This window comes from Nonomuraea jiangxiensis (assembly GCF_900099965.1).
In the GTDB taxonomy this organism is placed as follows: Bacteria; Actinomycetota; Actinomycetes; order Streptosporangiales; family Streptosporangiaceae; genus Nonomuraea; species Nonomuraea jiangxiensis.
The window spans coordinates 302908-325566 of sequence record NZ_FNDJ01000010.1; the positions used below are offsets into that span (position 1 = coordinate 302908).

The following is a 22659-nucleotide window of genomic DNA, read 5'->3' on the forward strand; positions in this document are numbered from 1 at the left end:
ACACCGGCCGCGCGGCGAGCGGAGTGAGTCCCGGCAACGCCGCCACCACCACGATGGCGCCGAGGATCAGCCCCGCGAGCACGTCATGCGGGTAGTGAGCGCCCGCCAGCACCCGTAGCAGCGCCGCCACGACGGCGAGCGGCACCGCCAGCGCGGCCAGCCGGGGGCGGAGCACGGACAGCCCGGCCGCGAGCCCGGCTGCCAGAGCGGCGTGGTTGCTCGGGAACGACCAGTCCCCGGACGGTGGACAACCGTCCATCGGCACTACCGCCCGGCACGGCCGCTCCTCGTCCACCACCAGCTTCAGCGCCTCGCTCACCACGTAGGCGGCCACGGTGCCGGCGCCGGTCACGGCCACCCCCGCGACGACGTGGGCGTCCCCCCGGCGCAGAGCACCCCAGCCCACCAGGACGGCCATCAGCCCGAGCAGCACCAGCGGCGCCTCGGACGCCGGGTCCAGCCACGACGGCAGGCCGGTCGGCAGGCTCTCGTGAACCCACCGGTACGACGCGGCCGAGGCACCGCTGACCACCCGGATCGGCTCGGCCCGGCCCAGACCGCCGGGAGACAGCCAGGCGACGGCCACCGCCCCACCGGCCAGAAGCGCGGCCGGGACCAGCAGCCGCCGGGCGACGGTGTTGTTTCGCAGGTCGCTTCTCATGAGGCACGACCGTAGAAATCCGCGGTGACCCAGCACCTCACCCGAGCGTCGGAGTGTGACCTAAGCGAACGTCGGGGTTGACGAACCCGTACGCCGCGTCCTTGTGCCGGCGGCAAAGCGTCAAGATATCCTGACGATTATGACCTTCAAGTCGATCGACCTGCCCGGCCACGAGGGGTTCGCCGCGCCGGTGCTCCCCAACGGCGAGCCGGCCCCCTCCGCCGGCGTCTTCACCAGGACCTTCGTCGGCTACCAGGCCGGCTGTTCCTGTGGCTGGGCCGACCGGCGGAAATACCCGGCGACCCCGGCCGGGGCCAAGGAGGTGGAATACCGGTGGTGGAGCCGGCACGCCACGCCGCTGCTGGCCGCCGCGCCCCCCGGTGAGCTGGTGATCAAGTCCAACCTTCTGTGCGAGCGGATCAGCAAGCTCATCGCCGAGCGTCCTGTCGCCGCTCTCACGTTGCTGTCCCAGCTGGAGACCTGGCAGCGCGCCCTGCTCGAACAGGCCGTCGCCGGAGCCCGGCAGTCCGGCGCCTCCTGGTCGGAGGTGGGGGAGGCCATGGGCATCTCCAAGCAGTCCGCCCACGAGCGCTTCCGGGCCCACGTGAGCACATGAGGCGGCACGGCTCGGATGCAGTCTGCGCGTCGGCGCCCACACGTCCCACCCATGCCTGCTCTCCGCACCGTACGGAGCCGCTACTCCCGGCGTGGTAGCCCGGTCGGTCCTTGGTCCCGGTGGGGTGGCGGCAGATCACTCCGCCCGTGGGACGACCCGTACCAGGCCGCTGGACGACGATGGCCGCGAACCGGGTCCAGCTACCGAAGGGTGCCGAAGCGGTGCGGAAGCGAAGAGTCGTCAAGATCGTCAGAGTGGTGCTCGCGGTGCTTGTCGGGGTGCCGGCCGTGGCGGTCGTGGGGCTGCTCCTCTGGAACGGCGGCATCGACACCGACCCGCGCCGGGAGCTCCTCCCCGGGCTCCGGCTCGACCTGCGGACGGCCACGACGAGGCTCGGCCCCATCGAGTACGACCTGCACGGCACGAAGGGCCCGGTGCTGCTCTCCGTGCACGCCGGGCTCGGCGGAGCCGACCAGGGACGGCTCTTCGCTGGCTGGCTGCGGCAGGACGGATACCGCGTCCTGAGCCCCTCGCGGCCCGGCTACCTCGGCACCCCACTGGAGAGCGGCCGGACCAACGAGGAGCAGGCCGACCTGCTCGCCGCGCTCCTGGACGAGCTCGGCATCGACCGGGTCGGGGTCCTCGCGGTGTCGGCCGGGAGCCCGGTGGGCTACACCTTCGCCGCCCGCCATCCGGACCGGGTCTGGGGACTGGTCTCCGTCGGCGGGTTGAGCAAGCGGCAGCCTCCAGGGAAGCCGGGCTCGTCCGTGCGGAGAGCGTTCCTGAACACCGTCGGCCAGAAGCTCGCCCTGCTGACGGCGCGACTCTCGTTCGACAGCGTCATCTCCTCGACGCTGGACGAGACCAGCACCTTCACCGAGGAGCAGCGGGCGGCGCGCCGCTCGTACATCCTGAACACGCCACGTGTCCGGGCGCTCTTCGAGGCGATGTTCGAGACGACGTTCCCCTACGAGCGGCGCTGGCCGGGCACCGACAACGACGCGGCGCAGGCCCGGCGGGGCGACCTGCCGCTGACGCGGATCAAGGCCCCGGCCCTGCTGATCCACGGCAGGCAGGACGGCGATGTGCCGTTCGACCACGGGACGTTCGCGGCCGGGCGGATACCCGGCGCCGAACACCTCTGGATGGACGACGAGGACCACCTCGGCTTCTGGCTCAGCCCGAAGGCGGAGCAGGTCCAGGCCGTGCTGCGGGCGTTCCTCCGGCGGCACGCGCCGGCAGGGTGATCCGGTCGCCGGCGGGTGTCCTCATGCTCCGCGGGGGGCGGGGGCCTCGTCCGAGGCCAGCGCGATGAGGGTGGCGAGCAGGACGTTGCCGCCCCGCTCGATGTCCGCCCAGCTCGTGTCCTCGGCGGGAGAGTGACTCCGGCCGTCCTTGCTGGGTACGAAGATCATCGCGGTGGGGGCGATCAGCGCCATGTTCTGCGAGTCGTGGCCGGCGCCCGAGGGGAGGTCGGTGTGCCGGTAGCCGAACCGCTCCGCGGCGGCGGCGATCGTCTCGCGGATGCCCTCGTCGAGCGGCACGGGCGCGACGGGGGTGTCGAGCTCCCAGGTCACCGTGAGGCCGTGCCGCCCGGCGACCTCACGGGCCGAGCGCTCGACGGCCTCGCCCAGCGCCCGCAGCCGGTCGCGGTCGGGATCGCGGAAGTCAAGTGTCACCGTCGCGGTGCCCGGCACCACGTTGGCCCCGCCCGGCTCGACGCCGATGAGGCCGCAGGTGACCACGGCGTCGTCGCTGATCGAGGCCGCGAGGCCGGGCAGCGTCGTGAGGAACTCCGCCGCGCCCAGCAGGGCGTCCGCGCGCTTGGCCATCGGCGTCGTCCCGGCGTGGTCGGCCCGGCCCTGAAAGCGGGCCTTCCCGCCGCCGAGGCCGACGATCGAGGTCACCACGCCGATGTCGAAGCCGCCCGCCTCCAGGTTGGGCCCCTGCTCGATGTGCAGTTCGACGAAGGCGTGCACCTCGCCAGGCTCGACCTTGGTCCTGGTGGCCGCGTCGAGGTCCCAGCCCAGCTCGGCGAACCTGTCCGCCAGGCGGTCGCCGTCCCGGCCGGTCATCGCCTCCAGCCGGGCCCGGTCGAACCCCTTGGCGATGCCGGTGGAGCCGAGCAGGTGGCTGTAGTTGCCCTCCTCGTCAGCGAAGACGACCGCCCGTACGGGACGGGCCAGCGGCACCTTCTCCTCGGTGAGCCGCCGCAGGCACTCCAGCGCGGCGATCGCGCCGAGCGCGCCGTCCAGGAAGCCGCCGTCGGGTACGGAGTCGATGTGCGAGCCGGTCCACACCGGCTTGGCCGTGGACGGCTCGTCCCTGGCCCGGACCACCATGTTGCCGAGGCCGTCCACCTCGACGTCGAGCCCCGCCTCCACGCACCGCTCCACGTACCACCGGCGGGCCTCCGCGTCCGCGGGCGAGAACGACGTACGGCTGACGCCGCCGGTCTCCGCCGCCCGGCCGATGGTCCGCAAGGTCTCCAGGTCGTGCCGCAGCCGGTCGATGTCGATCCTCATCCGGCCGCAACCTCGTTGCCCTGCACGTTGTGCCCCTTCCACCAGTCGGACGGCTCGCGGCGTCCGGCATCCTATGCCATCGTGCACCGGCGGTCAGGGGACCGGGTCGCCGCAGGGGCACGACGGGGGCGGCGGATCGGCCCAGTGCAGGGCGACGTACGGCTCACGCCGCCCGCGGTAGCGGATCCGCTCGCGGGTGATGCGGTAGCGGGCGCACGACTCGGCCTCCTCGCGCGAGTGGCGGGGCACGGGGACGACCAGGATGCCGATGTCCTGGTCGATGTGCATGAGCAGGCCGTGGCAGGGGCCGCCGAGGCAGATGGCGTTGCACTCGTGACCGTCGGGACCCCGCTCGGTGCTCATGCCGGGTACGCGTGGGTCTCGGTGGCCTTGACCGAGGCCCAGACTTCCTGGCCCGGAGTCAGGTCGAGGTCGGCGAGGGCGGCGGGGGTGATGTCGGAGAAGGCGGCGAACGGGCCGTCGAGGTGCACGCGTACGTTGTCGCCGTGGCGTTCGATGCCGTCGATCGTGGCCTGCCACAGGTTGCGCGGGCTGCCGTCAGGACGGGTGCGGTAGAGAGCCACGGCGGCGGGCGAGAACGCCACGAACACCGGCCCCTCCAGCCGGTCGGACGAGCTGAACAGCAGCTCGCCCACCTTGACCCGTGTCCCGTCGGCCACTCCGCGATACAGGTTGAGCCCGACCAGGCGGGCGACGTAGTCGGTGCGCGGGCGGCGGGCCACCTCGGCCGGCGTGCCCTGCTGGACGATGGCGCCGTGCTCGATGACGATCAGCCGGTCGGCCAGCACCATCGCGTCCAGCGGGTCGTGGGTGACCAGGACGGTGGCGCCGTCGAAGCCTGCCAGGTGGCGGCGGAGCTGGGAGCGGATCTCCAGCCGGGTGTGGGCGTCCAGCGCGGCCAGCGGCTCGTCCAGCAGCAGCAGCTTCGGCTCCACGGCCAGGGCGCGGGCGAGGGCGACCCGCTGGGCCTGCCCGCCGGACAACTGCCGGGGCCGGGACGCCGCATGGCCGGCGAGCCCGACACGCTCCAGCAGGGCGGCGGCGGTGCGACGGGCCTCCGCCTTGGACGCGCCCCGGCAGCGCGGCCCGAACGCGACGTTGTCCAGCGCCGACAGGTGCGGGAAGAGCAGGTAGTCCTGGAAGACCATGCCGATGGGGCGCTGCTCGGCGGCCAGGGTGTGCAGCCGGTGGCCGTCGAGCACGATCTCGCCGCCGCTCATCGCGGTGAGCCCGGCCAGCGCGCGCAGGGCCGTGGTCTTGCCGGCGCCGTTGGGCCCGAGCAGCGCGACGACCTCGCCGGGGGCGACCTCCAGGGAGATGTCCAGGGTGAAGGCGGGCCGGTGGACGACCAGGTGCGCGCGCATCGTCATGGGCTGGTCACCCACCGGTCGCGCAGGCTGGCCAGGATGATCAGCGACACGGCGAGCAGGACGAGGCTGAGCACGATGGCCGCCTCCGGCTCGGTCTCCAGGGCCAGGTAGACGGCCAGCGGCATGGTCCGGGTGGTGCCGGGGAAGTTGCCGGCGAAGGTGATCGTGGCCCCGAACTCGCCCAGCGCCCGCGCCCAGCACAGCACCGCCCCGGCCACCACGCCCGGCATGATCATCGGCAGCGTGACGCGGTGGAAGACCGTCCAGCGGGAGGCCCCCAGCGTGGCGGCGGCCTCCTCGAAGCGCTGGTCGGCCCCGCGCAGCGCGCCCTCGACGCTGATGACCAGGAACGGCATCGCCACGAACGCCTCGGCGACGATCACGCCGGTGGTGGTGAACGGCAACGTCACGCCGAACGTGTCGGCCAGCCACTGCCCGATCAACCCGCGCCGGCCCAGCACGAGCAGCAGCGCCACGCCGCCCACCACCGGCGGCAACACGAGCGGCACGGTGACCAGGGCGCGCGCCACCCGCCTGCCGGGAAAGTCCACCCGGGCCAGCAGCCAGGCCAGCGGCACCCCGAGCAGCAGGCACACGACCGTGGCCACGGTGGCGCACACCAGCGACAGCCGCAGCGCCTCCAGCACGTGCGGCTCGGTCAGCCGCTGCGGCAAGGTGGTCCACGGGGCCCGGATCAGCATCCCGGCCAGCGGCAGCACGAGGAAGGCCAGCCCGAGCAGCGCGGGCAGCACCAGCATCCAGGGCGGGCGGCCCGACCTCTGCCGGGGGACAGTCCTCATAGGCCGCTGACCACGCGTTCGTGGCCGGGGAGCTCGACGACGACGTTGGTGGACTTGATCACGGCGACGGCCACCACCCCCACCGCCAGGCCCAGCTCGTCGGCGGCCTGCCGGCTCATCAGCGACACCACCCGGAACGGCCCGGCGGCGATCTCCACCTGTGCCATCACGGAATCCCGGATCACCTCGGTGACGATGCCGCGAAAGCGGTTGCGCGCCGAGGAGCGGCCCGCGTCGTCCACGGTCTCGACCTGCGCCCGGGCGAAGGCGGCCAGATCGCTGCCGTTCACCTGCCGGTGACCGTGCTCGTCCCGCTCGGCCGACAGCCGGCCGGCGTCCACCCAGCGGCGCACCGTGTCGGCGCTGACCCCGAGCAACGCCGCGGCCTCGCTGATCCGAAACGTCGTCGTCACAAACCCTCACCATACCCTTCGCACTTTCCATCCCAAATACCCGCCATCCCCGGCAACAGCGGTGCGATCGGTGGCTCTGCCATGGCATCCACGGAGTGCCACCACGACGCTCCTGGCCAGGGTGTGCCCGAGACCATCGCGACCATGGTGCCCTGCCCGGCCGCGCGCCCGGAGCGGTGGACGACAGCGGACACGCCCGCGCTCTTGTGATCGACCGGTTCACGCGATAGAAACGTCCGACACCCTTTCCTCCACCGCTGATCCCCGTCTGATGTCACGAGAGAGCGCTCTCTCGTCGGTTCGGCGGCTTCCGGCCGCCGTAGAAGGCCCCGATGTCCTCAGTCAATGGAGCGCTGCCCCGGCAGCGGAAAGGACGAACCGTATGACGACCCAGTCTCCCGGCGACGGGAGCCGTACGCGGCGGCGCCCCGGCCGCCCGCAACTCGGCCGGTTGTTACCGGTCGGTCTCCTGCTGGCGACCGCGGTCATGGTGGCGGGCCCGCCCGCCACGGCCGCCTCGCCCGCCCCAGGCGCCCCCGATCTCGGGCCGAACGTCACCGTCTTCGACCCGGGCATGCCCGTCAGCGAGATCCAGGCGACCCTCGACGCCGCGCACGCGGCCCAGGTCAACAACGAGATGGGCACCACCCGCCACGCCTACCTCTTCAAGCCCGGCACGTACGGCACCGCGGAGCAGCCGCTCCAGATCAAGGTCGGCTACTACACCGAGGTCGCCGGCCTGGGCGCCTCGCCCACCGACGTCGTCATCAACGGCAAGGTCGAGGTCTACAACCGCTGCCTGGCCGACGGCGGCACCGGCAACTGCCTCGCCCTGGTCAACTTCTGGCGCACCCTGTCCAACCTGTCGATCAAGATCAACGCGGCCGGCCAGGACGGCTGCCGCGCCTCGGCGAACTTCTGGGCCGTCTCCCAGGCGGTCTCCCTGCGCCGGCTCGACGTCAGCGGCGGCACCCTGTCGCTGATGGACTACTGCACCGCCGGGCCGCAGTACGCCAGCGGAGGCTTCATCGCCGACTCCAGGCTGCCCTCCGTCACGAACGGCTCGCAGCAGCAGTGGCTGACCCGCAACAGCGAGGTCGCCGGCTGGTCGAACGCCGTGTGGAACCAGGTCTTCGCGGGCGTCGTCGGCGCACCGGACGACGCCGGGTTCCCGGCGCCGCCGTACACGACCCTCGACACCACTCCCGTCAGCCGCGAGAAGCCCTACCTGTACGTGGACGCGGGCGGCAAGTACCAGGTCCGCGTGCCCGCCGCCAGGAAGGGCACCCGGGGCATCACGTGGGCCGACGGCCTGACGCCGGGCCGGACCCTGCCGCTCAAGGACTTCTTCGTCGCCAGGCCGTCGGACTCGGTGCAGACCATCAACCACCACCTCGCCCGCGGCAAGCACCTGCTGCTCACCCCAGGCGTGTACGACATCGCGCGCAGCATCGAGGTCAGGCGCCCGGACACGGTCGTCCTCGGCCTCGGGCACGCCACGCTCACCGCCGTCCACGGCTCCACCCCGCTCGAAGTCGCCGACGTGCCCGGCGTGATCGTCGCGGGCGTGACCATCGACGCGGGCCTCCAGAAGTCGCCGGTCCTGCTGCGGGTGGGCAAGAAGCACGGCAACGGCAAGGGCTCCGAGCGCAACCCGACGACGCTGTCCGACGTGTACTTCCGCGTCGGCGGGCCGCACGTCGGCAAGACCGAGGTCGCGCTGGAGGTCAACAGCGACAATGTGCTCATCGACCACACCTGGGTGTGGCGTGCCGACCACGGCGTCGAGGGCTTCACCGACACCCAGCGCTGGAACACCAACATCGGCCGCACCGGCGCCGTCATCAACGGCGACCACGTGACCGCGACCGGCCTGTTCGTCGAGCACTTCCAGCGGTACAACACCGTCTGGAACGGCGAGGGCGGCACCACGATCCTCTACCAGAACGAGCTGCCCTACGACCCGCCGACCCAGGCCGACTGGATGAACGGGGACGTCGAGGGCTACGCCGGTTACAAGGTCGGCGACCGCGTACGGACGCACAACCTCTACGGCGCCGGCGTCTACGTCTTCAACCAGAACAACCCGGAGATCCACACCGAGAACGGCTTCGAGGTCCCGCAGACCCCGGGCGTCAGGCTGCACCACATCATGACCGTCAACCTGAGCGCCGGAACGATCGACCACGTCGTCAACGGCGTGGGCGAGGCGGCCGACATGACCAAGGTCGGCGCGCCGGTGTACATCACGGACTACCCGGCCCCGTAAGGCCGGTCCCCGGTGGCGGGCCGGTGTCCTCCCCGGCCCGCCACCGCTCAGCCGAGGCCGCTGCCGCCTCACACCCCACCCCGCCTGCCGGTGAACGCATTGGTTGTGCAGATGTGGGAAGCTCGCCACCAGCTGTTTCGACGCCTGTCGGGATTCCATGATCACACCGTTTGGAAATAGGCGCAGTTCGGCAAATAACGGGAGAAAGTGTTCCTACTACCGTCGAAAGCGGAGCAATGCTCTCGGAGCTGCAAGCGATCGTGGACTCTGTGGCGAGCCGCGTCGGCCGCCCCGCGTTGATCGAGGACCACCGCCAGCGGGTGGTCGTCTACAGCGAGCAACTCGAGCCGATGGACGAGGTCCGCCGGCTGTCCATCCTGCGCAGGCAGACCACGCCGGAGGTGATCGCGTTCTTCCGGGAGGTCGGCATCATGCAGGCCCGGGAGCCGATCCGGACCCCCGCCTGCACCGAGCTGCGCATGCTGCCCAGGGTCTGCGTGCCGATCCGCCACGGCGACCTGCTGCTCGGGTTCGTCTGGCTCATCGACCCCGACCAGTCCATGACCGACGAGGAGATCGCGGCGGCGTCCAGGACGACCACCGACCTGGCCCTCGCCCTCTACCGCGAGAACCTCGCCGGGGAGCTCGCCTCGCAGCGGGAGACCGAGGCGATCCGCCTGCTGCTCGCCGACGAGCAGGACGCCCAGCGGCACGGCGCGACCACGTTGCTGGAAGGCGGCCTGCTCTCCGACGGGGTTCCCACGACGGCGGTGGTCGCCCGGGTGATCCTGCGGCCAGGGGTACGCCTCGACGACCTGGCCCGCATCGCCCTGGAGCAGGCGCTGGTCGCCACCCGCCGGTGGGTCGGCTCGCGGGAGGCCGTGCACCTGGTGCGCTACGACCACGGCGTGCTGCTGGTGCACGACCGGCGGGGCTCCGCCACCTCGCGGGCTGTCAGCGCGCACCTGAACGACGTGCTGCAGACGGTCATCCGCGGGGTTTCCTCGGTGGCCGGCGCCGTGGTGGGCGTGGGCCGGCCACGCCCGGAGTTATCCGAGGTACGTCTGTCCTACGACGAGGCGGCGCTGGCCGCCCGGGTCGCCGTACAGGTTCCGGCGGTCGGGCCGGTGGCGAACTGGTCGCAACTCGGGATCTACCGCGTGCTGTCGCAGTTATCCAGCGAGGTGCTGAGCAACGCCGGCGTCCATCCCGGACTGGAGAAGCTGATCGCGGATCCCAGCAGCCGGCCGCTCTTGGACACCCTGGAGACCTACCTCGAACTGGCGGGCAACGCGCATGCGACCGCCGTCCAGATGAACCTGCACCGGACGTCGGTCTACTACCGGATCCAGCGGGTGGAACAGCTCATCGGCACCGACCTGCGGGACGGCAACGAGCGCCTGTCGCTGCATCTGGCGTTGAAACTGGCCCGGCTGACGGGGCCGACGTAGGAGCACCACACCGGCCCCGCGCCGTCAGCCCTCCGTCATCGGCGGTTCCTGAAGGTCAGGGAGCGGGTCTGCTCCTCGTTCCCGTTGGCGTCGGTGGAGCGGAACTCGATCCGGTGCCGCCCCTTGTCGAGGACCCGGAACGGCTTGCTGTAGGTCTTCCACTTCCCGCCGTCGAGCCGGTACTGGGTACGGGTCACGCCCGATCCCCAGCCGTCGCCGGCCGTGAACGTCACGAAGGGGTTCTGGTACCAGTCACCCTTGCGCGGAGCGTGCTGGGTCAGCTTCACCTCGGTGGTGGGCGCGTCGACCTCGATCGCCTTCAGGGCGGCCGAGAGGTTGGGCAGAGGGCCGATGTGCTGCCCCGAGGTGGTGGGACCCTGCGGAGTGCCGGTGCGCTTGAGCAGGTCGGCGACCTGCGCGGCGGTCCACGGGGCCTGGCCGGTCGCCTTCAGGTAGGACTGGACGGCCACGACCGCGCCGGTGACGATCGGCCCGGCGCCGGACGTGCCGCCGAACGACCTGGTGTAACGGACGTTGAGGTTCGCCGGGTCGGTCCCGCCGAACAGGTTGCCGTTGCTGCCCGTGGTCACGATGGCCCGTCCCCAGCCCTGCAGGTCGAACCGGGCGCCGTAGTTGGAGAAGTTCAGGCGTTCGCGGTCGGTGTCGCTGCCGGCGCCGACCAGGATCGCGCCGGAGTCCTGGACACTCCGGTCGAACCACTTGATCCCGTTCTGTACGTACAGGTCGGAGTCGACGTTCTGGTTGCCGTTGCCGCCGGTCTCGACCACCGTGACGCCGAGCCCGTTGAGCAGCTTGATCGCGTCGAACACCGACGGGATCCACTCCAGCGGCGCGTAATTCGAGCCGCCGAGCGGGCCCGAGGTCTGCTGCTCCAGCAGCACGGCGTCACCGGGGGCCAGAACGTTGAGGCCGGCGAGGTAGGCCAGCGCCGCGCCCGGGCTCCAGCGGGTGCCGCCGGTGCTCGTCGCCTGGCTGGGGGAGATGCCGTACATCTTGGCCTCCGGCACGCTGCCGGTCACGCCGTAGCCGTTGTCCCGGGCGACCAGCTCGCCGAAGACCGCGGTGCCGTGCTCGTCCGCGAAGCCCGTGTAGCGCGGGAACACCCTGCCGCCGAGGTCGCTCGACTCGTCGAGCTGGAGGTCCTCGTGGGACCAGTTCCAGTCGTACTCCAGGTCGACGATCTTGATCCCGGCGCCGCGGGCGCGCGGCTCCTGCCGGGAGAAGTCGGCGTCGATGCCCTGCGGCGCGGGCCGCAGGTAACCCTGCGTCCCGGTGAAGTCCGGGGTCGGTTCGGCGGGCGGCGGTACGGGATCGGGGGCCGGATAGGCGAAGGCCACCTCGGGGAGCGCCCGGAGCTCCTCGACCACCTGTTCCGCGTCCACGTCCGCGGGCAGCACGACGCTGTACCAGGAGCTCAGGTCCGGGACCTCCGCGTCGGCCCGGGCCTTCGCCTTGGAGGTCAGCTTCTCCAGGCTGGCCACCGCGGCGCTCGGCACCAGCGGCGTGACCGACGAGGCGCCGTGGCGGGTGAGGACCGCCTGGACGGAATCCAGGTCGTCGCCCTCGGCGCTGCGCAGAGCCTGGTTCGTCCCGCGGACCTGGAGCGGCTCCTGGAACTTGACCTCAAGGGCGACCTCGGGCGTGACGGCGGCCGAGGACTCGAAGGCCCGGCCGTCGCGCAGGGAGCCGGTCACGGCCAGCGCCTTGGTGGCCGGGCCGAGCCCGCCGTCGCGGGTCAGCCGCTCCTTGTCGAAGCGCAGGACCAGGTCGGGCCGGCCGTCGCGATCGACGTCGACCGTGGAGGTGAGAGGGCCGCCGTCGCCCTGGGCGACCGGGGTGCCGCCGCCTAACCGGACGGTGGCCGGGTCGATCGCGGTGGCGTCCACGCCGTCCGCGCTGAGTAACGCGACCGGGACTTCTCCGGCCACGGCGAGATTGAGATGGGTCGAGACGACAGCCTTGATCGGGAGTGAGAGGGGTGCCGCGGCTTGTGCGGGGAGAGTTCCGATCGCACTGATGGCCGCGACCGCCGTGCCGAGGGCAGCCAGAATTGCCGGACGCTTCGCCATGACGAATCCGTTCCATGCGTGTGAGGGGGAGCTGGGGCAGTTCGGTAGCGATGGAATGGTCGGCAGCATCTAATCCCGAGCCGGCATATCGCGTATTGGCGCAGCTGACGGAAGATCTGACGCCACCGGCCTACCGCTGTCGAAGCGCCCCGGCCGTTTCGACCTGCACCCCTCCGCCCCGCACCGCTACGTGACGCGGAACGGCATCGTCGACCGGCCCGGCGTACCCACTTATTTGTGGGTACTTGTCGGCCGGGACGGGGTGGCCGGAAGCTTGGTCGTAGGCGGTCGCGGGGCCGCCGGACACAGCAGGTGAGCGGGGGAGGTGCGCCGTGTCAGGAAGCCACCCGGGACTCGGCCAGCCTCTCCAGGCGGCGATGGCCCCAGTCGGAGAGAGGCTCCAGGGCCACGGAGAGGTCGCGGCCGAACGGGGTCAGGGAATATTCGGTCTTCAGCGGTCGCACGTCGTGCACCTCCCGGTGGACCAGCCCGTCGGCCTCCATCTCCCGCAGGGTGTGCGTCAGCACCTTCTCGGTGAGGCCCGGCAGCTGCCGGAGTAGCTCGCCGGGGCGGCGCGGACCTGACTCCAGGTGCCAGAGCAGGATCGTCTTCCACTTGCCGTCGATCACGGCGATCGCGGCGGTCACTCCGCAGACGTTCGGGTCCTGGGCACGGCTGCGCGTCATCTGCATCCCCTTCATGAGCGAACGTCGATACTGAGGCAGGAGTTACAGCATGACCTCCCACACCGACCACACCGAACAGTCTGCCGTCACCGTGCTCGGTCTCGGGCCGATGGGCCGGGCCCTGGCCGGTGCCTTCCTGGCGGCCGGGCTGCGGACCACGGTCTGGAACCGTACCCCTGGCAAGGACCGTGAGCTGGTCGGACGGGGCGCGATCAGCGCCGCGTCGCCCGAGGTGGCGGTGGCCACGAGCGAGCTGACCGTGATCTGCGTGGTGGACTACGAAGCGGTGGACTCCATCGTGCGCCCCGAGGCGGTCACCGACGCGCTCAAGGGACGTACGGTCGTCAACCTGACCGCGGACACCCCCGACCGGGCCCGGAGCACCGCGACCTGGGCGGCCGAGCACGGCATCGGCTACCTGGACGGCGCGATCATGACCCCGACCACGACGATCGGCACGCCGGCCGGGGTGTTCCTGCACAGCGGGCAGGAGGAGCTCTACCAGCGGCACCGCCCGGTGCTGGACGCTCTGGGCGGCACCCACACCCACCTGGGCGAGGACGTCGGCAGGGCGGCCGGGTACGACCTCGCCCTGCTCGACATCTTCTGGACCGCCATGGCGGGCTACGCGCACGCGCTGGCCATGGCGCGGGCCGAGGGGATCACCGCCCGCGAGCTGGCGCCGTTCGCCAAGGGCATCGGCGCGATCCTGCCGCCGATCTTCGAGCAGCTCGCGGAGGAGGTGGACGGCGGCCGGTACTCCGGCGAGGGCAACCCGATCACCTCGGCGGTGTCGTCCATGGCCCACATCGTGCACACCTCCGAGTCCCACGGCATCGACGCGGGCGTGATGCGCGCGGCCGAGGGCCTGGCCCGCCGCGCCATCGGCCGCGGCCACGGCACGGACGGCTTCATCCGGATCACCGACCTCCTGTACTGATCCGGGAACGGCCCCGCCGGGCGCCTTCTGGCTGCCGCTGAGCCGGGTTATATTCGGGGCAATTTTCCAGCCTTCCGGCGAAGGGCATGGTCATGTCCCTGGGCGAGCTCTACGACCCGCTCCGCGCGCACCTGAACGATCCCTACCCCTTCTACCAGCGGGCCCGGCGCGAGGAGCCGCTGTTCTACTCTCCGGTGATCGGCGCCTGGGTCGTCACGAAGATGGCCGACGTGCGCAGGGTCCTGCGCGACGGGCAGACCTTCTCCTCGGCCAACACCCTGCGGCCGTGGGAGCCGTTCCCTCCGGCGGTGATCGAGACGCTGGCCGAGGGCTTCCCGCAGCGGGAGTCGTACATCACCATGGACGGCGAGGCTCACCGCCGGTTGCGCGCCCCCGCCGCCGCGGCTCTCTCCCCGGAACGCGTCGACGCGGCCGAGCCGTACATCGCCGAGCGGGCGTCGTTCCTCATCGACGGCTTCGCCAAGGACGGTCGCGTCGACTTCATGGCCGAGTACGCCAACCGGCTCCCGGTCGACGTGATCGCCCGGCTGGTCGGGTTCGCGGAGGAGGACATCCAGGCGTTCGGTGACGACAGCCGGGCCGCGGCGGCCATGGGAATGGGGCACCGGTTCGCCTCGGACGAGGAGCAGATCGGGTGCGCCCGGTCGTGGGTTCGCTTCCAGCACCTCATCATGCGGTACGTCACCGAGCGCCGGGCCGCGCCGCGCGACGACGTGATCAGCGACTACATCGCCGCGTACGCTCCGGGTGACGCGCCCCTCACCGCCGAAGAGCAGGCGGGACTCGTCGGCCTGGTCCTCGGGGTCGCCCTGCCGGGCCACATCACCACCTCGGCACTGCTCGGCAACGGCCTGCTCCGGCTGCTGTCCCACCCCGACCAGTGGCGGCTGCTCCAGGAGCGGCCCGACCTCGCGCCGAACGCCGCCGAGGAGATCGCCCGCTACGACACCCCGACCCACCTGTTCCTGCGGGTGACGACCGCCGACACCAGCCTCGGCGGGCGGGACTTCCCGGCCGGCACCGAGTTCGCCCTCTGCCTGGCCGCCGCCAACCGTGACGAGGAGGCCTTCGACCGGGCCGAGGAGTTCGACATCACCCGGCCGGCGCAGGCCAACGTGGTCTTCGGCCAGGGCGCCCACTACTGTCCCGGGGCCGGTCTGGCCCGCCGCGAGATCGAGGTCTCCCTGCGCCTGCTCGCCGAGCGCCTGCCCGGCCTCCGTCTCGTGCCGGACCAGCAGATCGAGTATCGCGCCACGCTGGACCACCGAGGCCCTCTCTCGCTCCACCTCGAATGGACACAGTGATCGGCGCCTCATGCGAGTCCGCCCGGCCGGACGGACCCGCATGAGCGGTGTCCGCCCAGCTGCGCGAGGCCAGGCTCAGTACCGCCATCGGCGACCCCTGCAACCCCCGACCGCCGGTTGAATAGCGGCTGCGGATGACCCCTGGCGGCGCGCCCGCGTCGCCGCCATCATCAGGGGATGGCGGACTTAGACAGACGCCCTACGGGGATACATCCGGCGGGATTCGACCGGCTGGCCCAGCGGATCGCGCGGGCTCGCGTGGGGGAAGAGCGGCTGACGGGCGACCAGTTGCTGGCCGAACTGGCGTCGCTCCGCGCCAACCTGGTCGAGGACGGATACGACGTGCACCAGGTCGTGGTGATGATCGAGAGATGGGCGCGGCTTCTGGACACGGTGCCCGTGTTCTTCAAGGTGGCGCTCCGGGGTTACAGCCGCAGCCAGGTGGACGCGTTGCGAGCCCGCGTCGAGGCGGGCGAGATCACCAGCGCGCAGGTGCATGAGACGTACTTCGACGTGGTGCTCCGGGGCTACGATCGCCACCAGGTGCACGCCGCCATCGAACACTGGGCGAAGGCTCTCGACGAGGCGCCGCCGGAATGACCGGACCCCCTATGGTCGTCGCTCAATGAGCTGGGTGGCCAGGGTGGGCAGGTCCGGTGCGACGAGGTCGGGCTGCGGCAGCGAGGCGATCGGCAGCGGCGCGTTGCCCGGCCGGGTGATCAACCCGGCCCCGAAGCCGGCACCCTGCGCCCCGATCGTGTCCCAGACGTGCGCGGCCACCATGAAACACCTCGACGGCGGCACCTCCAGCTCCCGCGCCACCAGGTGGTAGGTCTGCCGGGCGGGCTTGTAGGCGTGCACGCTCTCGACGCTGAACTGCCGCTCGAAGAAGTGCGCCAGCCCGGCGTGCTCCAGCGGGCTCTGACCGCCGGGGTTGGGCGGCGAGTTCGTCAGGGTGGTCAGGCGGAAGCCCGCCTCCCGCAGCCGGGTCAGGCCCGCCTCCACGTCGGGATGCGCCGGCATCGTCAGCATCGCCTGCCTGATCTCCTCGACGTCGGCGTCCGTGACCCGGACGCCGTGGATGTCGCCGACCATCCTGAGCAGCCCCTGGCCCAGGGCGAAGAACCCCTCGTAGAGGCCCGACAGGGTGATCGCCATCGAATACGTGATCAGGTGGCCGAACCACTCCCGCCTGACCCGCCGGTCCCCGAAGATCCGTTCGAAGAGCGGGTCCATCGACCCCAGGTCGATCAGCGTCTCATTGACGTCGAACACGATCACCGACGGCTCGTCGCCTGGCGGCTGCGCGGCGTGGTTCATCGGATTCGTCCTCTTCCTCGGTCAGCGGTCGGAGGCGGCGGCCTACGATCGCCCCTCGCGAGTGCCCTCACTCCACAGGATCGCCGCCCAACCGCCCCGGCTTCCGATGCCACGCCGGTGACTCCAGGGCGAGCAGGGCGCGCTTGGCATCGGCGCCGCCGGCGTAGCCTCCGGCGCTGCCGTCGGAGCGGACCACCCGGTGGCAGGGCACCACGACGGGGAGCGGGTTGGTGGCGCAGGCGGTGCCCACCGCGCGGACCGCTCGCGGGCTGCCCGCCGCCACGGCGACCTCGGCATAGCTCTCGGTACGGCCGTAGCCGATGTCCCTCAGATGCCTGAGCACGCCGAGCCGGAACCCCTTCGACAGCCGCCAGTCCAGCGGCACCTCGAACCGGGTGCGCCGGCCGGCGAAATACTCCTCCAGCTGCCGGCTCACCTCGTCCAGGCGGCGCGGGGCGAGCAGCACCCGGGGGCTGACCTGGCCGGCGAGCTGCCGCAGCGCCGCGTCGTGGCCCTGTACGTCGAACGCCACCCGTACCAGGCCCTGCGCCGTGGCGGCCAGCAGCAGGCTGCCGACCGGCGTGTCCAGCGTGCGGTAGGCCACGTCGAGGATCCCCTCGTGCTGCGCCTGTTCCGCCAGCCGGGCCCGCAGCCGGGCCATCGCCGCCGCGTCCCGCGCGGGCAACGCAGCGAACAGCCGCCCGCCCTCCTCAGGCAGTGCCGCCAACGGCCGCCCGCTCTCCTCGGGCAACGCCGCGAACGGCCGCCCGCCTTCTACGCTGCATGCCGGTGCTGTGGTGATCATCGAGCTGCCTCCTCCTCGTCATCGGCGACCGCCGGATACGTGCTACGCAGGTTCTTCATGCCGTCGGCCGCCGCCCTGCGCGCGGCGTCCACGCTGCCGCCGCAGATCGCGGCGATCTCCTGGTACGGCAGCCCGGCCAGGTAGTGGTAGGCCACCGCCTGGCGCTGCCGGGTGGGCAGTGCCTTGAGCGCCCGCCACAGGTCGCCGTCCCAGTCCTCCGGCCGCCCGCGCTCGGCCGGCCGCTCCGGCGGCTCGGCCACCGGCGTGGGCCGGCGGGCGGCGGCTCGGGTGACGTCGATGGCCTTGCGATGGGCGATCGTGACCAGCCACGCCTCGACGTTCGCCTCCGGCGGCAGATCCGGGTACGCCTTCAGCGCCGACAGGAACGTCTCGGACCACGCGTCCTCCGCGTCCTGCGGCCCCAGCACCGCCCGGCACACGCGCAGCACCATGGGGCCGTAGTCGGTCACGATCTGTTCGAAGGGTCGCATGGTCACATCTTGTAGACGTCCGGTGGTGCCGGAACGTGAGATCGCGGCTCAGAACAGCCGCGCCTCCTTCGCCTCGGCGGGCTCCTCCAGCTCCAGCAGGAAGCGCTTGCGTTCCAACCCTCCGGCGTACCCGGTCAGGCGGCCGCCCGCACCCACCACCCGGTGGCACGGCACCACCACGAGGACGGGGTTGGCGCCGCAGGCCGCGCCGACCGCCTGGGCCAGCGAGACGTCGCCGAGTTGCCGCGCGAGCTCCCCGTACGTGCGGGTCTCGCCGTAGGGGATCTCCGCCAGCAGCTTCCACACCTGCCGCTGCTGCTCGTCACCCGCCGCCGCGACGGGAAGCTCGAAGTCCCGCCGCTCACCGGCGAAGTATTCCGCGAGTTGCCGGCGCAGCTCCCCGAAACCTGCCTCGACGTACGTGCCCAGGTCCGGTACCGCCGGGCCACGGCGGCGCCCTTCGAAGTAGAGTCGCCCGAGCACGCCGTCCTCGGCGACCGCGACCAGGTTGCCCACCGGTGACGCGATGACGGTGTGAGTCCGTGTCATGTTCCTGCCCTCCCGAGCGGACGCGTTCCCTTTCACCGGGTAGACGCCCACGGGCCGGAAAACGTGAGATCCAGCCGTCACAATGGGCTGATCAGGGCATGCGCGTGCATGTCATGCCAGCCGTCGGCGTGCGGCACGGCGCTGCGGCTGATCCCCTCCAGGGCGAACCCGGCCTTCTCCGCGACCCGGCAGGACGCCGTGTTCCTGGTCGAGTGGTTGAGGAGCAGCCGGTGAACCCCCACGCCGAAGGCCCACTGGCTGAGCGCCAGGACGCCGGCCGGGGCCGCGCCCCGCCCACGGGCCGCGGCCCGCATCCAGTAGGCCACCTCGGCAATGCCCCACTCCAGGTCGATGCCGCGCAGGGCCACCCGGCCGAGCACCTCGCCCGCGGTCGTGGTCAACGCCCAGCTCGCACTGGACTCGGTGCGCCAGCCCCGGATGTAACGCTGGATGAGCTCCTCCGCCTCCGCGATCGTGTCGACGCTGCGGCCGTGCCAGAGCCGGGTGGCCGGATCGCGGAAGGCATCGACAATCATGGGGGCGTCCGCCGGCGACCAGGGCCGCAACAGCAGATCCGGCCCGGCCGTCATGACGGGCTGCGGGGCGTTGCTCAGCGAGCCGGGCGCTATGACCGGGGGGATCAGGGGAGGCATGCGTTCGCGCACCGTTCGTCCGATGGATCGACAACCGAGTGCCCAGTATGACGGCCGTCCCGCACGGGCACCGGCTCATACCAGGCGCGGCGCGGGACCCACCCTTACAGTGGAGATCAGGCGTTCAGAGAGGAACCGATGGCGACCAGTTTCGGGCGCGCCACTCTGGCCACCGTCGCCGCCTCGGCCGGGGTCTCGGTGGCGACCGTGTCCAAGGTGCTCAACGGCCGCAGCGACGTGGCGCCGGCCACCCGGGCGGCGGTGCAGGCCATGCTGCTGGAGCACGGCTACGTCCCCCGCTCGCCGCACCGCCGCCAGACCGCGCTGACCACGGTCGAGCTGCAGGTGGACGGGCTGCTGTGCGCTTATTCGAGCGCGATCGTCCAGGGCGCGGTCGAGGCGGCGGCCGAGCTGGGCGCGGCGGTCGTCGTCGCCATCGCCCACGGCGCGGCCGGCCGCCAACCCTCCTGGGCCGGTGACCTGGTCGCCGCCGGGCGGCACGCGCTCATCTCCGTCACCAACGAGCCGGCCCAGCTCGCCGCGCTGGCCAGGGCCCGCCTGCCGGTGGTGGTCATCGACCCGCTGAACATGCCGAGCGAGCCCGTCATCAGCGTCGGCGCCACCAACTTCGCCGGCGGCATGTCCGCCACCCAGCACCTGCTGGCTCTCGGCCACCGCCGGATCGCCTATATCGGCGGCCCCGCCAACGCGGCCTCCAACCAGGCGCGCATGCACGGCTACCGCGCCGCCATGGACGCCGCCGGCGTGCCCGTGCCGCCGCAGTACGTCCGTACGCCGGGCTACTGCTATCCCGACGGGCTGAAGGCGGGAGCCGCCCTGCTCGACCTGCGGCCCGTGCCCACGGCCATCTTCGCCGCCAGCGACGAGTGCGCACTCGGCGCCATCGAGGCCGCCAGGGCGCGCGGTCTCTACGTCCCGGACGACCTCAGCGTCGTCGGCTTCGACGACACCCAGATCGCCACCATGAGCTCGCCGCAGCTCACCACCGTCCGCCAGCCGCTGCGCCAGATGGGCGGCGTCGCCCTGCGTACGGCGCTGCGCCTGGCGGCCGGCGAGAGGATCGAGTCCCGCCACATCGAGCTCGCCACCGAACTGGTCGTCCGCGGGTCGAGCCTGGCCGCCTGACGCGGCCCGCACGCCGATCCAGGAGGGCTACAGGGCGACGTGTTCCGCGGCGAGCAGCCCGGCGAGCCCCAGGAAGCAGACGCCGCTGCCCGCGTCGATCTTGCGATGGGTCCTGGCCGAGATCCCGGTCGCGCCGAGCGCGCTGCCGAGGCCGACGTACCCGAGGCCGACGACCAGCTCGATGGGCAGGTAGGCGGCGCCGAGCAGGGCGAGCTGCGGGCCCGCCGCCGCGTCCGGCCCGCCGGTGAACTGGGGGAGCAGCGCGGCGAACAGCAGCAACGCCTTGGGGTTGCTCATCGCGACGACGAACTCGTTGGCGACGAGCGGCCACAGCGTCCGGCCGGAGTCGGCCGGCGAGCCCGCCGGGGCGGCGGGCCGGGGCCGCCACGCGTGCCGCAGGCTGGTCAACCCGATCCACAGGAGGTAGGCGACGCCGATCCACTTGATCACCGTGAGCACGGCGGAACCGGTGGACAGCAGTACGTCGAGCCCGACAACGACCAGCCCGATGAGCACCACGAAGGCGGCCAGCCTGCCGCCGATCCCGGCCAGGGCGTAGGCGCTGCCGTGGCGCACGGCGTTCCGCAGACCGAGCAGCTGGTTCGCGCCAGGGACCAGGGAGGCCAGCACGGCGGCGGGGACGAACCCGACCCAGTCGATCACCAGAGCCCGCCCTCCCGGATCCGCGTGCCGAAAATCCCGGGCGGTCACCGGTTCGAACGTGCGCGCTTTAGGACCTTCATTCCGATATCTGCCGCTTTAGTGTATTGGCCCGCCGGGCCATGGCCGGCACCACGCAGGGGCTGCGAGTGAGGATCATCACATCATGGGATGATTGGAACTATTCGGGCGATATGTCCGGTTTAACACGGGCGTAACACAGTGAGCACGCCGGCCTCCGGAGTCACCGGAGCGGCGTGTGTCCGAAGGAGACGAACGACCATGAAGAAGATCACTTGGCGACTGGCGTCCGCGGCCGCGACCCTCGCGGTGACGGGCGGCATCCTGTTCTCCACGGGTGGAGCCGCCGCGGCGGCCACCGGCCAGGTCGAAGGCGTGTCCGTCGCCGCCACCTCCGTGACAGCACGGCACGGCGGTTACCTGCAGCGTTGGGACGGCCTGCGGTGGTGGTACCGCTACAGCGGCCACGGCGACTGGTACAGCGCCGGCCACGGCGAGCGCTACCGCTTCGACGGCCACCGCTTCTACCGGTGGGACGACGGCAAGTGGAAGCCCGTGTCGGCCGCCTACGCCCGGCACCACTCCCTTGACCGCGACGACCTGAACGGCCGCCCCCGCACCCACCACGTGAAGCACAACGACCACGGCCACGCCGGCCATGCCCACCACGGCGGCAAGGGCCACGACAACGACGACCACTCCGGGCGCGACCACCACTGAGGCCGAGGATCGGCGGCCCGGCACCCCTGCCGGGCCCGCCCGGTTCCTCGCCGGCGAACGACGTGAGCAACCGCTCACCTGAACCCACCACGCCGATCGGCCGCCCGAAATGCGTCAACGGCTCGGGGCGGTGCGGCGGAAGTGGGCCGGGGTGGTGCCCGTGGCCAGCCGGAAGGCCCGGCTGAAGGCCGACTCGGAGGCGTAGCCGACCCCCGCCGCGATCGCCGCGACCGTCAGGTCCGTCTCGATGAGACGATCGGCCGCGATCATCAGCCGGATCTGGGTGCGGAACTGCCCGACCGTCAGCCCGGTCGAGCGCGCGAAGACCCGTACGAACGTGGCCCGTGACATGGCCGCCACCTCCGCCAGCCGCGCGATCGTCCAGTCGCCCGCCGGATCGGCCAGCACCGCCTCGATGACCGGCCGCAACCGCCGGTCGTCGGCCGCCGTCCACGCCGCCGCCCCGACGAACCGGTTGCGCGAGGCCCGCAGCACCATGGCCAGCAGCGCGCCGCACAACGACGACAGGATCGTGGCGGTGCCCAGCCCCTCGTTCCGCGCCTCCCACCGCATGAGAGCGCTCAACACCCGGACCACCTCATCGCCCCGCCCGTACGAGTCGCCCGGCCCGTACGAGTCGCTCCGCCCGTAGGAGTCGCTCCGCCCGAACGACACGTGCAGCGGATCGGGCAGGCTGCGCAGGAGCATCGCCCCCGCGCCACTCCCGAACGTGTAGTGCCCGCACAGCAGGTCCACGACGCTGCGCCCACTCCGGCTGCGTACGGTGGTGAACGCGCTGCCGGGCACCTCGACCACCCCCTGACCGCCCGCGCCCGCCGTCCGCACCCGGTGGGCCGGGCCACCGGGCAGCAGGACGACGTCGCCCGCCACCAGCTCCACGGACCGATCGGGCAGCTCGATGGTGCACCTGACGTCGAGCAGCAGATGGAAGGGCGCCTCGCCGGCGCCGTACGCGGGTATGTCGATGGTCGTCGCACCCGCCAGCAGGCACCGCTTGTCGAGCATCGCCTGCACGCGAGTCAGCCGGACGATCTCGCTGATCCAGTCCATGATGAGACGCTCGCGAGCAAAAGTGAGCCGATTTCGCCTTACGGGCTCAATTCTAG

At 71.9% G+C, this 22659-nt stretch carries 23 protein-coding genes and 1 pseudogene; 9 read left to right on the top strand and 15 right to left on the bottom strand.

Annotation, left to right across the window (positions count from 1 at the left end):
* Positions 1 to 49: 49 nt before the first annotated feature.
* Positions 50 to 661 (bottom strand): annotated as a pseudogene (locus BLS95_RS59855) (phosphatase PAP2 family protein); the annotation flags it as partial.
* A gap of 139 nt (positions 662 to 800) precedes the next feature.
* Between BLS95_RS59855 and BLS95_RS23335 the strand changes: the two are divergent.
* Together BLS95_RS23335 and BLS95_RS23340 are read left to right on the top strand one after the other, a co-directional pair.
* Positions 801 to 1277, top strand: coding sequence for a hypothetical protein (locus tag BLS95_RS23335; protein ID WP_090934774.1), 477 nt, complete (start codon positions 801 to 803; stop codon positions 1275 to 1277).
* A gap of 221 nt (positions 1278 to 1498) precedes the next feature.
* On the top strand, positions 1499 to 2524 hold the full coding sequence (locus BLS95_RS23340) for an alpha/beta fold hydrolase (RefSeq protein ID WP_176993347.1): 1026 nt from the start codon (positions 1499 to 1501) through the stop codon (positions 2522 to 2524).
* A 21-nt stretch (positions 2525 to 2545) separates the two neighbouring features.
* Here BLS95_RS23340 and BLS95_RS23345 read toward each other — a convergent pair whose 3' ends face one another.
* The 5 genes from BLS95_RS23345 to BLS95_RS23365 form a co-directional block, all read right to left on the bottom strand.
* Entirely contained in the window at positions 2546 to 3802 is a 1257-nt protein-coding gene (locus BLS95_RS23345; RefSeq protein WP_090934780.1) for a Zn-dependent hydrolase, read from the bottom strand.
* A gap of 93 nt (positions 3803 to 3895) precedes the next feature.
* On the bottom strand, positions 3896 to 4165 hold the full coding sequence (locus BLS95_RS23350; protein ID WP_090934783.1) for a hypothetical protein: 270 nt from the start codon (positions 4163 to 4165) through the stop codon (positions 3896 to 3898).
* Positions 4162 to 5193 carry an ABC transporter ATP-binding protein gene (locus BLS95_RS23355; RefSeq protein ID WP_090935061.1) on the bottom strand — a complete coding sequence of 344 codons (1032 nt, stop codon included), beginning with the start codon at positions 5191 to 5193 and terminating at the stop codon, positions 4162 to 4164. Before BLS95_RS23355 ends, BLS95_RS23350 begins: the two co-directional genes overlap by 4 nt.
* A complete protein-coding gene (gene modB / locus BLS95_RS23360; RefSeq protein WP_090934786.1) occupies positions 5190 to 5993 on the bottom strand; it encodes a molybdate ABC transporter permease subunit in 804 nt (267 codons plus the stop codon). The genes BLS95_RS23355 and modB overlap by 4 nt, the downstream gene beginning before the upstream one ends.
* The gene (locus BLS95_RS23365) at positions 5990 to 6406 is read right to left on the bottom strand and encodes a helix-turn-helix transcriptional regulator (RefSeq protein ID WP_090934789.1); all 417 of its coding nucleotides are present in this window, start codon (positions 6404 to 6406) and stop codon (positions 5990 to 5992) included. Before BLS95_RS23365 ends, modB begins: the two co-directional genes overlap by 4 nt.
* Before the next feature lie 382 nt (positions 6407 to 6788).
* Here BLS95_RS23365 and BLS95_RS23370 point away from each other — a divergent pair, with 382 nt between their 5' ends.
* Together BLS95_RS23370 and BLS95_RS23375 are read left to right on the top strand one after the other, a co-directional pair.
* Positions 6789 to 8675, top strand: coding sequence for an adenylyl cyclase (locus BLS95_RS23370; protein WP_218135945.1), 1887 nt, complete (start codon positions 6789 to 6791; stop codon positions 8673 to 8675).
* Positions 8676 to 8944: 269 nt separating this feature from the next.
* Complete coding sequence (locus BLS95_RS23375; RefSeq protein ID WP_143043845.1) at positions 8945 to 10126, top strand: PucR family transcriptional regulator; 1182 nt, start codon at positions 8945 to 8947, stop codon at positions 10124 to 10126.
* A 35-nt stretch (positions 10127 to 10161) separates the two neighbouring features.
* Here BLS95_RS23375 and BLS95_RS23380 read toward each other — a convergent pair whose 3' ends face one another.
* Both BLS95_RS23380 and BLS95_RS23385 read right to left on the bottom strand, forming a co-directional pair.
* Positions 10162 to 12075, bottom strand: coding sequence for an OmpL47-type beta-barrel domain-containing protein (locus tag BLS95_RS23380; RefSeq protein WP_176993348.1), 1914 nt, complete (start codon positions 12073 to 12075; stop codon positions 10162 to 10164).
* A 476-nt stretch (positions 12076 to 12551) separates the two neighbouring features.
* Positions 12552 to 12902 carry a winged helix-turn-helix transcriptional regulator gene (locus BLS95_RS23385; protein WP_090935067.1) on the bottom strand — a complete coding sequence of 117 codons (351 nt, stop codon included), beginning with the start codon at positions 12900 to 12902 and terminating at the stop codon, positions 12552 to 12554.
* Positions 12903 to 12951: 49 nt separating this feature from the next.
* On the opposite strand from BLS95_RS23385, the gene BLS95_RS23390 reads away from it, so the two are divergent.
* The 3 genes from BLS95_RS23390 to BLS95_RS23400 all read left to right on the top strand — a co-directional run bounded on the left by BLS95_RS23390 (position 12952) and on the right by BLS95_RS23400 (position 15767).
* Positions 12952 to 13842 carry an NAD(P)-dependent oxidoreductase gene (locus tag BLS95_RS23390; RefSeq protein WP_090934798.1) on the top strand — a complete coding sequence of 297 codons (891 nt, stop codon included), beginning with the start codon at positions 12952 to 12954 and terminating at the stop codon, positions 13840 to 13842.
* A 92-nt stretch (positions 13843 to 13934) separates the two neighbouring features.
* Positions 13935 to 15167, top strand: a complete 1233-nt coding sequence (locus tag BLS95_RS23395) for a cytochrome P450 (protein ID WP_176993349.1) — start codon at positions 13935 to 13937, stop codon at positions 15165 to 15167.
* A gap of 177 nt (positions 15168 to 15344) precedes the next feature.
* A complete protein-coding gene (locus BLS95_RS23400; RefSeq protein WP_143043846.1) occupies positions 15345 to 15767 on the top strand; it encodes a hypothetical protein in 423 nt (140 codons plus the stop codon).
* Positions 15768 to 15776: 9 nt separating this feature from the next.
* On the opposite strand, the gene BLS95_RS23405 is transcribed toward BLS95_RS23400, so the two are convergent.
* From BLS95_RS23405 to BLS95_RS23425, 5 genes are all read right to left on the bottom strand, one after another.
* The gene (locus BLS95_RS23405; protein ID WP_090934806.1) at positions 15777 to 16487 is read right to left on the bottom strand and encodes a haloacid dehalogenase type II; all 711 of its coding nucleotides are present in this window, start codon (positions 16485 to 16487) and stop codon (positions 15777 to 15779) included.
* A 67-nt stretch (positions 16488 to 16554) separates the two neighbouring features.
* Positions 16555 to 17292 (bottom strand): methylated-DNA--[protein]-cysteine S-methyltransferase, encoded by a 738-nt coding sequence (locus BLS95_RS23410; RefSeq protein ID WP_090934809.1) that lies wholly within the window; start codon positions 17290 to 17292, stop codon positions 16555 to 16557.
* Positions 17289 to 17783: an RNA polymerase sigma factor gene (locus tag BLS95_RS23415; protein WP_090935070.1), complete on the bottom strand. Its 495-nt coding sequence runs from the start codon at positions 17781 to 17783 to the stop codon at positions 17289 to 17291. Before BLS95_RS23415 ends, BLS95_RS23410 begins: the two co-directional genes overlap by 4 nt.
* A gap of 48 nt (positions 17784 to 17831) precedes the next feature.
* Positions 17832 to 18332 carry a methylated-DNA--[protein]-cysteine S-methyltransferase gene (locus BLS95_RS23420; protein WP_090934812.1) on the bottom strand — a complete coding sequence of 167 codons (501 nt, stop codon included), beginning with the start codon at positions 18330 to 18332 and terminating at the stop codon, positions 17832 to 17834.
* Positions 18333 to 18409: 77 nt separating this feature from the next.
* A complete protein-coding gene (locus BLS95_RS23425) occupies positions 18410 to 18985 on the bottom strand; it encodes a GNAT family N-acetyltransferase (RefSeq protein ID WP_090934815.1) in 576 nt (191 codons plus the stop codon).
* 138 nt (positions 18986 to 19123) lie between these two features.
* Between BLS95_RS23425 and BLS95_RS23430 the strand changes: the two genes are divergently transcribed.
* Positions 19124 to 20131, top strand: coding sequence for a LacI family DNA-binding transcriptional regulator (locus BLS95_RS23430; RefSeq protein ID WP_090934818.1), 1008 nt, complete (start codon positions 19124 to 19126; stop codon positions 20129 to 20131).
* A gap of 27 nt (positions 20132 to 20158) precedes the next feature.
* Here BLS95_RS23430 and BLS95_RS23435 read toward each other — a convergent pair whose 3' ends face one another.
* Positions 20159 to 20794, bottom strand: coding sequence for a LysE family translocator (locus tag BLS95_RS23435; RefSeq protein ID WP_176993350.1), 636 nt, complete (start codon positions 20792 to 20794; stop codon positions 20159 to 20161).
* A 279-nt stretch (positions 20795 to 21073) separates the two neighbouring features.
* Between BLS95_RS23435 and BLS95_RS23440 the strand changes: the two genes are divergently transcribed.
* The gene (locus BLS95_RS23440; protein WP_090934824.1) at positions 21074 to 21532 is read left to right on the top strand and encodes a hypothetical protein; all 459 of its coding nucleotides are present in this window, start codon (positions 21074 to 21076) and stop codon (positions 21530 to 21532) included.
* A 114-nt stretch (positions 21533 to 21646) separates the two neighbouring features.
* On the opposite strand, the gene BLS95_RS23445 is transcribed toward BLS95_RS23440, so the two are convergent.
* Positions 21647 to 22603 carry a helix-turn-helix domain-containing protein gene (locus tag BLS95_RS23445; protein ID WP_090934827.1) on the bottom strand — a complete coding sequence of 319 codons (957 nt, stop codon included), beginning with the start codon at positions 22601 to 22603 and terminating at the stop codon, positions 21647 to 21649.
* Between the last annotated feature and the right edge of the window lie 56 nt (positions 22604 to 22659).

Coding starts and splice junctions, on each gene's coding strand:
- BLS95_RS23335 (WP_090934774.1), top strand. CDS start 801: ATGACCTTCAAGTCGATCGACCTGCCCGGCCACGAGGGGTTCGCCGCG.
- BLS95_RS23345 (WP_090934780.1), bottom strand. CDS start 3,802: ATGAGGATCGACATCGACCGGCTGCGGCACGACCTGGAGACCTTGCGG.
- BLS95_RS23350 (WP_090934783.1), bottom strand. CDS start 4,165: ATGAGCACCGAGCGGGGTCCCGACGGTCACGAGTGCAACGCCATCTGC.
- BLS95_RS23355 (WP_090935061.1), bottom strand. CDS start 5,193: ATGACGATGCGCGCGCACCTGGTCGTCCACCGGCCCGCCTTCACCCTG.
- modB (WP_090934786.1), bottom strand. CDS start 5,993: ATGAGGACTGTCCCCCGGCAGAGGTCGGGCCGCCCGCCCTGGATGCTG.
- BLS95_RS23370 (WP_218135945.1), top strand. CDS start 6,789: ATGACGACCCAGTCTCCCGGCGACGGGAGCCGTACGCGGCGGCGCCCC.
- BLS95_RS23385 (WP_090935067.1), bottom strand. CDS start 12,902: ATGACGCGCAGCCGTGCCCAGGACCCGAACGTCTGCGGAGTGACCGCC.
- BLS95_RS23390 (WP_090934798.1), top strand. CDS start 12,952: ATGACCTCCCACACCGACCACACCGAACAGTCTGCCGTCACCGTGCTC.
- BLS95_RS23395 (WP_176993349.1), top strand. CDS start 13,935: ATGTCCCTGGGCGAGCTCTACGACCCGCTCCGCGCGCACCTGAACGAT.
- BLS95_RS23400 (WP_143043846.1), top strand. CDS start 15,345: ATGGCGGACTTAGACAGACGCCCTACGGGGATACATCCGGCGGGATTC.
- BLS95_RS23405 (WP_090934806.1), bottom strand. CDS start 16,487: ATGAACCACGCCGCGCAGCCGCCAGGCGACGAGCCGTCGGTGATCGTG.
- BLS95_RS23410 (WP_090934809.1), bottom strand. CDS start 17,292: ATGATCACCACAGCACCGGCATGCAGCGTAGAAGGCGGGCGGCCGTTC.
- BLS95_RS23415 (WP_090935070.1), bottom strand. CDS start 17,783: ATGCGACCCTTCGAACAGATCGTGACCGACTACGGCCCCATGGTGCTG.
- BLS95_RS23420 (WP_090934812.1), bottom strand. CDS start 18,332: ATGACACGGACTCACACCGTCATCGCGTCACCGGTGGGCAACCTGGTC.
- BLS95_RS23425 (WP_090934815.1), bottom strand. CDS start 18,985: ATGCCTCCCCTGATCCCCCCGGTCATAGCGCCCGGCTCGCTGAGCAAC.
- BLS95_RS23430 (WP_090934818.1), top strand. CDS start 19,124: ATGGCGACCAGTTTCGGGCGCGCCACTCTGGCCACCGTCGCCGCCTCG.
- BLS95_RS23440 (WP_090934824.1), top strand. CDS start 21,074: ATGAAGAAGATCACTTGGCGACTGGCGTCCGCGGCCGCGACCCTCGCG.
- BLS95_RS23445 (WP_090934827.1), bottom strand. CDS start 22,603: ATGGACTGGATCAGCGAGATCGTCCGGCTGACTCGCGTGCAGGCGATG.